11 protein-coding genes are annotated in these 11,859 nt (G+C 49.5%); 2 read left to right on the plus strand and 9 right to left on the minus strand.

The features are described 5' to 3' along the window. Positions 1 to 179: 179 nt before the first annotated feature. The 3 genes from GY634_RS07775 to GY634_RS07780 form a co-directional block, all read right to left on the minus strand. On the minus strand, positions 180 to 1,487 hold the full coding sequence (locus GY634_RS07775) for a Wzz/FepE/Etk N-terminal domain-containing protein (protein WP_166407980.1): 1,308 nt from the start codon (positions 1,485 to 1,487) through the stop codon (positions 180 to 182). Between the two features lie 65 nt (positions 1,488 to 1,552). Further along, positions 1,553 to 2,053, minus strand: a complete 501-nt coding sequence (locus GY634_RS17390; protein ID WP_341352815.1) for a polyphosphate kinase 2 family protein — start codon at positions 2,051 to 2,053, stop codon at positions 1,553 to 1,555. Continuing rightward, positions 1,975 to 3,075, minus strand: coding sequence for a polyphosphate:AMP phosphotransferase (locus GY634_RS07780; RefSeq protein WP_341352816.1), 1,101 nt, complete (start codon positions 3,073 to 3,075; stop codon positions 1,975 to 1,977). The genes GY634_RS17390 and GY634_RS07780 overlap by 79 nt, the downstream gene beginning before the upstream one ends. A gap of 61 nt (positions 3,076 to 3,136) precedes the next feature. Here GY634_RS07780 and epsC point away from each other — a divergent pair, with 61 nt between their 5' ends. Together epsC and ubiM are read left to right on the plus strand one after the other, a co-directional pair. After that, positions 3,137 to 4,066 carry a serine O-acetyltransferase EpsC gene (gene epsC, locus GY634_RS07785; protein WP_166407981.1) on the plus strand — a complete coding sequence of 310 codons (930 nt, stop codon included), beginning with the start codon at positions 3,137 to 3,139 and terminating at the stop codon, positions 4,064 to 4,066. 193 nt (positions 4,067 to 4,259) lie between these two features. Next, positions 4,260 to 5,426: a 5-demethoxyubiquinol-8 5-hydroxylase UbiM gene (gene ubiM, locus GY634_RS07790; RefSeq protein WP_166407982.1), complete on the plus strand. Its 1,167-nt coding sequence runs from the start codon at positions 4,260 to 4,262 to the stop codon at positions 5,424 to 5,426. Between the two features lie 94 nt (positions 5,427 to 5,520). On the opposite strand, the gene GY634_RS07795 is transcribed toward ubiM, so the two are convergent. The 6 genes from GY634_RS07795 to GY634_RS07820 form a co-directional block, all read right to left on the minus strand. Further along, positions 5,521 to 6,894, minus strand: a complete 1,374-nt coding sequence (locus GY634_RS07795) for a solute carrier family 23 protein (RefSeq protein WP_166407983.1) — start codon at positions 6,892 to 6,894, stop codon at positions 5,521 to 5,523. A gap of 89 nt (positions 6,895 to 6,983) precedes the next feature. After that, on the minus strand, positions 6,984 to 8,024 hold the full coding sequence (locus GY634_RS07800; RefSeq protein ID WP_242683655.1) for a linear amide C-N hydrolase: 1,041 nt from the start codon (positions 8,022 to 8,024) through the stop codon (positions 6,984 to 6,986). A 122-nt stretch (positions 8,025 to 8,146) separates the two neighbouring features. Next, positions 8,147 to 8,911, minus strand: coding sequence for an SDR family oxidoreductase (locus GY634_RS07805; RefSeq protein ID WP_166407984.1), 765 nt, complete (start codon positions 8,909 to 8,911; stop codon positions 8,147 to 8,149). A gap of 869 nt (positions 8,912 to 9,780) precedes the next feature. Beyond that, the gene (gene lipA / locus GY634_RS07810; RefSeq protein WP_166407985.1) at positions 9,781 to 10,788 is read right to left on the minus strand and encodes a lipoyl synthase; all 1,008 of its coding nucleotides are present in this window, start codon (positions 10,786 to 10,788) and stop codon (positions 9,781 to 9,783) included. 95 nt (positions 10,789 to 10,883) lie between these two features. Further along, positions 10,884 to 11,558, minus strand: coding sequence for a lipoyl(octanoyl) transferase LipB (gene lipB, locus GY634_RS07815; protein WP_423227294.1), 675 nt, complete (start codon positions 11,556 to 11,558; stop codon positions 10,884 to 10,886). A 20-nt stretch (positions 11,559 to 11,578) separates the two neighbouring features. Continuing rightward, positions 11,579 to 11,857: a DUF493 family protein gene (locus GY634_RS07820; RefSeq protein WP_166407986.1), complete on the minus strand. Its 279-nt coding sequence runs from the start codon at positions 11,855 to 11,857 to the stop codon at positions 11,579 to 11,581. Positions 11,858 to 11,859 lie beyond the last annotated feature (2 nt).

Raw genomic sequence — 11,859 nt, forward strand, 5'->3', positions numbered from 1 at the left:
GATCATATTTAAAGAAATGTAACGAGTATTTCCGATTTCACATCAAGAATAAGCTATGGATTTCCCTATTATTTACCACTTTTCAATCGTAAATAAAAATCATTCTCATGTATGAGAAATAAAAAACCCTTTGCCCGATACAAAGCAAAGGGTATGTCGTAAAGCGCTATAAAGCCAAATTACGAACGATATCTCAGCAAACTACGCACTAACGCTGTACCCACTCCTGCTATTAAACCCAGTACTAAACCTAATGCCAACACAAGCAGGCGCTTGGGTCGTATGGGTGTCACAGGCTCTACTGCTAATTGATCTACCCGCACTAACCGTAAATTTCCTAAATCAGCTTTGAGTTCATTGATACGAGCGATTTCAGAACGTATCTGAGCATTAGATTCTAAAAATAGTTTTTGATTATCTCTAGCCAACAACATATCTATTCTTCTATTATTTTTTAGCAACTCTAATTCTTTGTATATTTGAGCTATTCGTGGATTCATAAAATCATCTGATTCACGAACTCTTAAAACTTCTTTCTCTGCCAACAAAGCTCTTGTTCCCATAAAATACAATGGATCTTTGTTTTGAGAGTTTATTTCTGCGCGAATTACATTTGCATTAATTCTTTGCTGCTGATCCTGAGAGAGGCTATTTAATGTAGTGGGGTTTTTAATCCCCAATTCTGTAGCAATGTAAATCGCCTCATTTAATTTCTCTAATCTATTCAAACGCTGATTTTTTAGCTCTAAGCGCAATGCAGTCAGCTCATCCTCCAACTCGCCTTGCTTCAGCGTATCTTGCTCGCGCAACTGTGCGACCTCAGTTTCAACCGCTGCCTGGTACCCCACCAGTGCAGTGTTTAACTGTCGCTCTAAACGTTCAATACGGTTATCAGCCAAGGCCGTTACGTCAGCTTGTACTCGTCCTTGCTCTTGCGCATGCACATAGGCAACCAAGCGGTTTAAGATGACCGGGCCGTCTAAACCTGGCGAGTAATCCATCTTAATTTCTACATAGCGGCTACGCTGCTGACCATCCTTAAGCTGTTGTTCTGAACGTGTAACTTGGAAGGCATCTTCGTTAAACACATCAAATGCTTGCTCTAACGAACGCTTAGAGTTATCCAGCGCAACAAACATCTCAGGATTCGCACGGAAGAAATCTAGCCGTGTACTGTATGACTCTAACTCGTTGCCTATCTGTTGCAGTGCCGCTTCACGTTCCAGTGAATACAAATCCAGCAAATTCAGTCTATCTAAATCACGCAGTTCGGCTACGCGTAAAACACTTTTTGCTTGGTATACCGGTGTAGCAAACACTGCATATAGCGCCGACAAAGAAAACACGACGGCAGTAATAGCAGCGATCAGTTTCCACTGCTGTCCTAAAGAATGTAGTAATGCTGATAAATCTATTTCTTCAACACTTTCTTTTTGATTTAAGCGGTTTTCAGTTTTCACAGCGTAATAAAGTTTAGGGTAAATCATAAATTATACCCATTTATAACGCTATAACAGTAATAGCACTGGAATCTTTACACCTTATCTATGTTTTACAAGATTTCGCTGCTTTGCTGTGGTACAGGAGGTTCACTATACAAAACCTTCTGTTTATCCAAACCTTCCAGTGTAAGCACTATATTTTTTAATACCTCTACCCGTGCATAACGTTTGTCATTAGCAGGAATCACATACCACGGGGCTAGCAAAGTATTGGTGTGCGCTAGCATCTCTTCGGTTGCCGTATGATAGGCCAGCCATTTACTGCGGTTTCGCCAGTCGTCTTCGGTAATTTTGTACTGTTTAAATGGCGAATCTTCCCGCTCTTGGAAACGGCGTAGCTGCTCTGCCTTCGAGACCGCTAACCAGAACTTAATCACCACCGTGCCATTTGCCACCATCTGCGACTCAAAGCTATTGATCTCGTCATATGCCTGACGCCAGCGAGTAGGAGGAATCAATTTCTCTACCCGCTCTACCAACACACGCCCATACCACGTTCTATCAAAAATCGCCGCATGACCGTGGCGCGGCAACGAGCGCAAAACCGCCATAAGTACGGACGCGAGAGTTCCTCAGTAGAAGGTGCTGAAATGGGGTGCACGGCATAGCTACGTATATCCAAGGCCTCGGTGACTCGGCGTATAGCGCCCCCCTTGCCTGCCGCGTCTTGCCCTTCGAATGCCAGCACCAAGGATCGCTCTTTAAATGCATCACTGCGTACCACTTGCGCCAAGCGCCCCTGCCAGTGGCTAAGTTGTTCAGCATAGTTATCTTTTTTCAGTTGTGTGCGGTAGTCTAGCTCGCGCAGCGTAGCTTTATGTGCCGCCATGGGCCACGCCGGTGCCTCGTCAGTGTGTATGGCCTGCCCCAGTGGTTGCTGCAAGGCCTGCAACACGGCCTCTGCGGTACGCACTGAACGTAGTGTGTCATCCGCACTGGGTACAATCACCCACGGAGCATAACTGCGATTGGTGAGCTCCAATGTAGTCTGCGCAGCATGACGCAGCCGCTGAAATTTTTTCTGCACCTTCAAATCGGCTTTGGTCACACGCCACGCTGTCGCTGGGTCTGCCAATAACTGCTGAGTACGCTCGTGCTGCGCTTGTTTGGACAAGTGGTACCACAATTTGACCACCTGTACGTTCTCTGCCGCCAACATGGCTTCAAACCTATTAATCATTGTCGAGTACAGCATGATCTTGTCGTGATCAGGCCGCTTGCGTACTGCCTCACTCAATAACGAGGCATACCACGACCCAAACACCACCCCTATACTGCCCTTGGCTGGCAAATCACGCCAATACCGCCACATCGCTGGCCGCATGGCCTCGCCAGAGGTTAATTTCCCGTACGCCAAGGTATGCACATAACGCGGATCCAACCAGGTATTCAGTTGGTTAATGGCGCTGCCTTTACCCGCCCCATCCAACCCTGCCACCACAATCAACAAACTTTGTTTTTGCTCATGCAATCGGCGGTATTGCTGATGTTGTAATGCTGTACGCAACTCTGCGATGAGTGGTTGCGCCGCTTCTTTGGATAAACAAGGGTCGTTTTCTGCATCTTCGAACATGGGGGCTTCCTGAATGAGTGCACAAGACACATAATATACACATGTCATTTTAGGTATGTATATGAACTCCAGATCCAACCCTGCTCAGCGTGCTAGCCTTGCCCACTCTCATTGGGGAGTAGAGAGCATTGTGGCGGCATTGCGTGAGTCTAGAGAAGTTACCCATAAGATTCGTTATTTAGGCCGTGTACGTGAACTTCCTTCACGCGAAGCCGTGCAAAACATCATCAAAGGCTTATCTGCGGCGATGTTTCCTACACACTACGGTCACGCCGACCTGACGGCTGAGACCATAGACTATTACGTAGGCACTACCCTTAGTTCTACGCTGGCCATCTTAGTGGAACAAGTACGACGCGCACTCTGTTTTGTGCCAGGTCGTGAAAACTGTGATGATGACAGCATCGAACAAGAAGCCATCGCGATTACCCGTGAGTTCGCTGACGGACTTCCTGCTGTACGCGCACTGCTAGTTAGCGATATTCGTGCTGCCTACCAAGGTGACCCCGCTGCAGGAAGCACCTCTGAAGTGCTGTTGTGCTACCCCGGCGTGACTGCCATCATCGCGCACCGCATTGCACACCCGTTGTACAAACGTGGGGTGCCATTACTGGCGCGTTTGATCACTGAAATTGCACACTCACAAACCGGTATAGACATACACCCTGGAGCTCAAATTGGTGAGAGCTTCTTCATTGACCACGGCACAGGCGTAGTAATAGGTGAAACCGCCATCATTGGCCGCAACGTACGTCTTTACCAACAAGTGACGTTGGGCGCTAAACGCTTCGCTGTGTCTGAAGATGGCTCGTTAGTAAAAGGCAATTTACGCCACCCACTGGTCGAGGACGATGTGGTGATTTACGCCGGCGCCACCATCTTGGGTCGCGTCACCATTGGCCGTGGCTCGGTCATTGGCGGTAACGTCTGGCTGACTCGTGATGTGCCTCCGAATAGCCAAGTGTCACAGGTGCAATGCGCTCAGGTGTAACGCACTAACGGCCTGTTTCCACACTAGCAGGCAACCTCATCCAAAGGCTTTATCAGGCATGCTCTGATAAAGCCTTTACTCTTTCTAGCCATACACCAGCCACCAAATCTCTTGGCACAGATCAAAGCCCATCCCCCATTCAACACCTAGAATGGCTAACACTGACCTCACACTCTAAAGAAGGTATGGTGACATGAATGTAGACGTAACTATTGTCGGTGCAGGGCCTACAGGGCTATGTTTAGCGTACACGTTGGCAAAAGCGGGCATGGAAGTAGCCGTACTAGAGCGACAGCCACGCTCAGCCTTAGCCGACCCCAAGTTTGACGGACGCGAAATTGCGCTCACCCATGAATCACAGCGTTTGCTGCAAGAATGGGGCCTGTGGGAACACTTCCCTGCCGACGAGGTGTCCGACTTACGTCACGCCAAAGTGCTGGATGGCCATGCCCTAAAAGGCATGAACATAGGCCCAGACTTAGGCAAACAGTCCCAACTAGGCTGGCTAGTCCCCAACCACCTGATTCGACTGGCGGCTTTCAAACAATGTGCGACCCAAGAACGGGTGCATCTACTGGACGACATTCACATCCGCCACACACGCACACATACACACGGCGCCGAAGTAGAACTCGCTGATGGTCGCACCATTAGCAGCCGTTTACTGGTTGCTGCTGACAGTCGCTTTTCTGAAACGCGCAGGGCACAAGGCATACCCACCCAAATGCACGACTACGGTAAAAGCATGATGGTCTTTAGGGTGAGCCATGAAGTGCCACACGATCATGTGGCCTGGGAGTGGTTCGGTTACGGCCAAACACGCGCCCTGCTGCCACTAAATGGGCAGCAAGCCTCTGTGGTGCTGACCTTGCCGCATCATGCCATGCACGCGCTACAACAGTTGGACGACGATGCCTTTGACCAAGACATTAGTCAACGCTACGAGTACCGGCTAGGGGCCATGAAACGCATCAGCGAACGTAATGTGTACCCGCTAGTAGGCACCTATGCCTTCCGCTTCCATAACCCCCGTTTTGCGCTCATTGGCGATGCTGCCGTAGGTATGCACCCAGTGACTGCACACGGTTTTAATCTGGGTGCGCTTAGCGTCAAACACTTAAGCGAACGTGTGATTCACGCATATCAACAAGGTAACGATATTGCGTCAGAGGATGTACTACGCCGTTATACCCAAGCACATAGACGCAGCAGTTTGCCCTTGTATGCCGCCACTAATATGGTGATTGCGTTATACACCAATGATCTGGCCCCTGCCCGACTCTTACGCAAAACCGTACTCAAAGCGGCCGATGCGCTGCAGCCTTTCAAACGTTTGGTGGCATCACAATTAACAGGTTAATGCGCAGCACACACACGCTCATAGCGTAAAAAAACACCCCAAACGGCATGACCACTTGGGGTGTTTTTATCTAAGGGCTACTGCCCCGTACTACTTAGGCCGTTTGTTGGCTACGATCTGGCAAGAACCAGTTCATCAACAATGCACAAATGCCCCCAGTCGCTACGCCAGAACCCAGTACATTACGTACACCTTCAGGCACATTAGCCAGTAGTTCAGGCACTTCAGACACCCCCAAACCTAAACCTAGGGATACCGCAATAATCAACAGTGAACGACGATCCAAAGTAGTACCCGCCAAGATGTTGATACCCGATGCTGCCACAGCACCAAACATCACCATTACCGCACCACCCAGTACAGGCTCAGGTACCGCTTGCAGCACACCAGATACCACTGGGAACAAGCCCAAAATCACCAACATACCGGCAATCCAGATACCCACGTGACGACTCGCCACGCCCGTTAACTGAATCACACCGTTATTCTGTGCAAACACAGAGCTTGGGAAGGTGTTAAAAATACCCGCTAACAGCGAATTCACGCCGTTCACCAGCACACCACCCTTTATACGCTGCATCCACACCGGACCTTCTACAGGCTCTTGGGAAATCTTACTGGTCGCAGTCACATCACCAATGGCTTCCAAGGAAGTCACCAGATAAATCACGATCATGGGAATGAACAACCCCCATGAGAAGTCCAGACCAAAGTGCAATGGCACAGGGACTTGGAACGTAGCCGCTTTTTCTAAGCCACTGAAATCCAAACGGCCCAAGTAAGCCGCCATGGCATAGCCAACCGCTAAGGCAATCACAATGGCTGCACTACGCACCCACACCACGGGAATACGGTTCAACACAATGATGATCACCAGCACGGAACACGACAGTAGCAAGTTTTCACCACTCGCAAAGCTGCCATTCCCCATCGCACTGTAACCGCCACCCATGCTGATAATGCCCACCTTAATCAACGTCAAACCAATTAGCAGCACTACCGTACCCGTTACCAATGGGGTAATGAGCTTACGGATGACTGGCAAGATGCGCGATACACCAATCTCAATAAACGAGCCGGCAATCACTACACCAAAGATGGTCGCCATCACAGTTTCTACAGGCGTACCCTGCTTCACCATCAACGCACCACCCGCAATCAACGGGCCCACAAAGTTGAAACTTGTACCCTGAACAATCAGCAAGCCCGCACCAAATGGGCCAAAGCGTTTGCTTTGCACATAGGTCGCAATCCCAGAAATCACCAAGGACATGGACAAGATCAAGTTAGTGTCATGTGCCGACACACCCAATGCCTGACAAATCAGCAGACCGGGGGTCACAATGGGCACAATAATGGCAAGCAAGTGCTGGAGTGCAGCGAAAAAACTGATCCAAGGACGGGGCTTGTCGTACGGGCCGTACACAAGCTGCGTATCGTCAACCTGAGTAGAAGTAGTGGGTTGCATGGCGATAGGGGCGCAAAAGCCATGATTCTACACCACACTATAGGGGTATGAACGGCCCCACGCGCGCGTGGGGCCTAACCACAACAGGCTTATACGCCTAAAAACTGGAACGGCTTACTTTCTTTAAACTCAGCATTCACCATGCCAGAGTAAATCGTAGTCTGGTCTGTACCCAGCTCTAACTTCAGCACTTTGCCTGTTTGTTCAGACAAATCGAACTTGCTCAAGTCTACCCAGAAAGTATTAGGCGTAAGGGCTGACTCAAAGAAGTAGTGCAGGCGTTTTTGGTCTGCTACCGTACGCCAGCGTGTAGAAGAGATATTAGGTTGATCTGGCGTTGTAATACCGTACGGCACCGATACGTTACGAATCACACTAAACACGCTAGCAATGGTTTCACGTTGATTCGTGGTTTTGGGAATTGCATTCACATAGAACGAGGCACGTGCGAAACGGTCTGCTGCACGGTTAGTACCTGGCAACATCACCGTACCGCCAATTTGCTCCCAGTACTCATTCATCGCTAACTGCTTGTCATAGGTAGGCGAGTTAGTCATTACCTGATACTGCGAACCATGGTGAATACGCTGTTTGCCATCAATATATTCAATAATCGCGCTATCGCCGCTAGCATCAGAGATCGCCAAATGCAGTGTGGCCAAACGCTGTTCACCCGGCACGTTGTCAGTAATAAGCGTGAAAGGTTCTTTTTCTAGCTCAGCTACGGCTTCAGACACGGTTGCAAAGTTATCCAACACATACTGTGCCCAGGCAGCAATAGTCAGGCCGGGTTTACCGTCGTCACGCACAGGGTACTCAGACTCCACCAACCACAACACACCAGCGGACAGGCCAGCTTCGTTTAACCCATCAGTGGTAGAAATATCATAGCCGGATGCAATGACGCTGCCGTACTTAGACGTCCACTCTAACGAGTTATCCCCTGCCTCACCAGAACGCTTCATACCTTTGGGGAAAATCCACAAATTGGTATCAATAGAGGTTTTCCAATCCATAGAACGCGCAGTCACAATCTGGTTATCTGCACCGTGATACACCAAACGGGTACACGCATGTGCCGCTTCAGAAAAGACCACAGGGCCAGCAACCAGCGCTGCTGCACACAGCATGGCCGATAAAGGTTTAGGCATCATGATGAAGGCTCCTAGAGAAGGGTTAGATTGCGACAGATCATGCCACAACCACCCTTCTTATACATCTAAATGTTACACAGCGTTAAGCTTTACTCTGATTATTGCGCGGTATAGCCACCGTCAATCACCAGCTCAGAACCCGTCATAAACTTGGACTCATCTGACGCCAAATACAAAATACCGTACGCAATGTCATCGGCCTCACCCAAATGACCAATAGGGTGCAAGCTCACTAAGCGCTGGTATTTCTCGGTTTGCTCACTATCCGCCAAGCCGGCCACCATCGGTGTCCAGATATAGCCTGGGTGCACAGAGTTAATACGAATGCCATAACCGGCTTGTGCACAATGCAGCGCTGCCGACTTAGTGAAAATGCGCACACCACCCTTGCTGGCGTTATACGCCGCCAACCCCGGATCACCCACCAAGCCTTCAATAGACGACAAGTTCACGATAGAACCGCCACCGCTTTTGCGCAGTGCTTCAATACCGTATTTAGTACCTAGAAACACGCCATCTAAGTTAATTTCTTGTACTTTGCGCCATTCCGCCAGCGTGGTGTCTTCCACGGTCTTACCCAACGCAATACCGGCGTTATTCACCACAATATTTAACTTACCAAAAGCCTTAAAGCTGGCATCAATAGCGGCTTTCCACTGGTCTTCGCTAGAGGCGTCGTGCAGAACAAAAATGGCCTCCCCCCCTTGCGCCTTGATACGCGCTACCACTTCCTCGCCTTCCTTTTGCTTCACATCCGTGACCACAACCTTCGCACCTTCACGAGCCAGCATTTCCGCCGTTGCACGACCAATGCCTAAAGCGCCCCCAGTTACCAATGCTACTTTTTCTGCTACGCGTCCCATAAGACTCTCCTAGAAAGGGTATTGGATAGTGATGTCATCTTGCCCCACTATCATGACAACAGCTAGCGCCTTTGTGGCGCAGACTCGGTTACGAATCTCTACTTACACTGTAGTCCATTTACGCGTTGTCACAGTTGTTCGCTATCAAGAGGATGGTGTTTCCTTTCATGTGTAAAGGAATAGCGGAAATAAGGGTGGACGGTGCTGATATGCATAGCGTTTAAAAGCCCGCTTACTGCCAACTGGCTGCCGTAACCTAAAACAGAGAAACCCGCATATCAATCACTGTCTGCCGTAGCCTAAGGCTGCGAAAGTATTTTTTTATTTGAGACACCAAATAAAAAAACACTTCCATCCGCCTTTTGCTCGTCGCTTGCAGAGGTTTTTAGGCAGATGATTTCTGTAGGTGTGCATACTTCTGCACAAACACATAGTGTCGCGCTGTATTTCTTATTCAATGCTGCCATTAGTTGCCTGATGTGACTCAGAAATACCTTAAGAAAAGGTAGCCAACCCAGCACAGAGCAATAGCAACCGCTAAGCCAATACGAAACAATCTCTGTAACTAACCAACATCAAGTATAGAGGCCTATATCTAGGCTTAGCAGAGCATTTCGAGTCTAGCGTACTGCCCATAAGAAAGGGCGGTAAATCTGACAGTAACGACTTCTTCGGGGAGGCGGAGGAAAACTTTTTTGATTTGGTGTCTCAAATCACAAAAAGTTGTTCCGCAGTCCCCCAGCGCAAGCCATGAATACTGCCGCCAAATTTCTACCGTCCGTTGCTGCCTCATAAACAATAGCCAAAAACGAAAAACCCCCAGTCAACGACCAGGGGTTAATCTCAACAAACGGTTTAGCAACGCTAACTTAGCCCGCCGCGTAAGCACCCGCTTGCTCAGCTTGTTGATCCGCATGGTACGACGAACGCACCATCGCACCTACCGCCGCATGGGTAAAGCCCATTTCATACGCAGCCGCTTCAAAAGCCTTAAATTGCTCAGGCGTCACATAGCGCATCACTGGCAAGTGGTGCTCAGACGGCTGCAGGTACTGGCCAATGGTTAGCATATCAATGTTATGCGCACGCATGTCGCGCATCACTTCCAGAATTTCCTCGTCTGTTTCGCCTAAACCCACCATCAAGCCGGATTTAGTAGGAACAGTTGGGCAACGGTCTTTAAAGTCTTTCAGCAACTTCAACGAGTGCAGGTAATCTGCGCCCGGTCTGGCTTGCTTGTACAAACGAGGCACTGTTTCCAAGTTGTGGTTCATCACATCAGGAGGGGTCTCCTGCATGATGTCCAATGCCTTGTCTAAACGACCACGGAAGTCAGGCACCAATACCTCAATGGAGGTTTTAGGCGATTGGGTACGGATTTCAGAAATACACTCGGCAAAGTGAGCAGCCCCACCATCACGCAGGTCGTCACGGTCTACCGAGGTAATCACCACGTACGACAAGCGCATTTTACCAATGGCGCTGGCTAAGTTACGTGGCTCGTCTTGGTCTAGTGGATCTGGTCGGCCATGCCCCACGTCACAAAATGGACAACGACGGGTACATTTCTCGCCCATGATCATGAACGTTGCAGTACCTTTACCGAAACACTCGCCTATATTCGGACAGGTAGCTTCTTCGCACACGCTAAATAAATTACTTTCGCGCAGAATCTTTTTAATGTCGTGGAAGCGCGAGTTAGGTGCAGCCGCTTTCACCCGAATCCACTCTGGTTTCTTCAAGCGCTCAACAGGCACGATTTTGATAGGGATACGTGATGTCTTAGCCTGTGCTGTCTGTTTAGCCGTAGGGTCGTAGCGCTCTTCACGCGCACGAACCGTAGGTTTACGTTCAGCAGTGGTATCTAGGGTAGTCATAAAGCAAGCACCGCAAGGTATACAAAAGCAAAATTATGGGTTTCGCACGCACGTACAAAACCAACTAAAAATCTAGGGTATCATGTTCGCCGCAATCAGGCAGAGCAATACTCATGCTGCTTTGCGGCATCGGACAGTGCTTGTTGTAAAGTCGAAACGAGCAACTCGCCCACTGTGTTAGTGCTTAGCTGCACACCGCAGTGCCGTATGTCGCTGGTTTGTAACCCTTCATAGCCACAGGGATTAATGCCTAAAAACGGCTGTAAATCCATATCCACATTCAGCGCCAACCCGTGATAACTGCAGCCATTGCGAATCTTCACGCCTAAGGCAGCAATTTTTACGAGTTCATCAGGCGGTGCCACCACAGGGCTGACACAACGCCCCGGCACGTACACACCCGGAGCACCGGCTTTTCTACAAGCCTGCGCCAATCCTACTGACGTTAACACATCGATGATGGCTTGCTCTAGCATCGCCACATACGATTTTACGTATAAGCCTATTCGGCGTAAGTTGATAAGGCAGTACACCACCACTTGGCCGGGGCCATGGTAGGTCACCTGCCCGCCACGATCAGAACGCACCAACGGTATACCTGCCGCATTCAACACGTGGCTTTCCATGCCGGCTTGCCCCAAGGTATACACAGGGGAGTGCTCTAGCACCCAGAGCTCATCCGGTGTGTCCGTCGTTCGCTGCTCAGTAAACGTACGCATGGCTTGCCATGTCTCGTCATAACTGACCTGCGCTCCTAAATGGCGCACCACCGGCATGAGCATCTCGGCCATTACAACACCATGGATACCAATGGATGGCCGTGCAAAGCACGGTACAGGTTATCCAACTGTTCACGTGATGTGGCCGTGATACGGAAAGTCAGGCCCACATAATTCCCGTTCTTGCTAGGACGTGTTTCTATAGTTTCCACATCAAACACAGGGTCGTGCTCAAGCACCAGTGCCGTCAGCACCTCGGCAAACTCTGGCACTGATTTTCCCATTACCTTAATGGGGAATTCGCTGGGGTATTCAATCAGCGAGTCTTCTGGTGGAATTAAATCGCTCATAC

It is taken from the genome of Paenalcaligenes suwonensis (assembly GCF_011290505.1).
Taxonomy (GTDB): Bacteria; Pseudomonadota; Gammaproteobacteria; order Burkholderiales; family Burkholderiaceae_B; genus Paenalcaligenes; species Paenalcaligenes suwonensis.

What these genes read in the sequence shown, in the direction of transcription:
- GY634_RS07820 (WP_166407986.1), bottom strand. Translation starts at nt 11,857, where the DNA reads ATGAGCGATTTAATTCCACCAGAAGACTCGCTGATTGAATACCCCAGC.
- GY634_RS07800 (WP_242683655.1), bottom strand. Translation starts at nt 8,024, where the DNA reads ATGCTGTGTGCAGCAGCGCTGGTTGCTGGCCCTGTGGTCTTTTCTGAA.
- ubiM (WP_166407982.1), top strand. Translation starts at nt 4,260, where the DNA reads ATGAATGTAGACGTAACTATTGTCGGTGCAGGGCCTACAGGGCTATGT.
- GY634_RS07805 (WP_166407984.1), bottom strand. Translation starts at nt 8,911, where the DNA reads ATGGGACGCGTAGCAGAAAAAGTAGCATTGGTAACTGGGGGCGCTTTA.
- GY634_RS07795 (WP_166407983.1), bottom strand. Translation starts at nt 6,894, where the DNA reads ATGCAACCCACTACTTCTACTCAGGTTGACGATACGCAGCTTGTGTAC.
- GY634_RS07775 (WP_166407980.1), bottom strand. Translation starts at nt 1,487, where the DNA reads ATGATTTACCCTAAACTTTATTACGCTGTGAAAACTGAAAACCGCTTA.
- GY634_RS17390 (WP_341352815.1), bottom strand. Translation starts at nt 2,053, where the DNA reads ATGGCGGTTTTGCGCTCGTTGCCGCGCCACGGTCATGCGGCGATTTTT.
- lipA (WP_166407985.1), bottom strand. Translation starts at nt 10,788, where the DNA reads ATGACTACCCTAGATACCACTGCTGAACGTAAACCTACGGTTCGTGCG.
- epsC (WP_166407981.1), top strand. Translation starts at nt 3,137, where the DNA reads ATGAACTCCAGATCCAACCCTGCTCAGCGTGCTAGCCTTGCCCACTCT.
- GY634_RS07780 (WP_341352816.1), bottom strand. Translation starts at nt 3,075, where the DNA reads ATGTTCGAAGATGCAGAAAACGACCCTTGTTTATCCAAAGAAGCGGCG.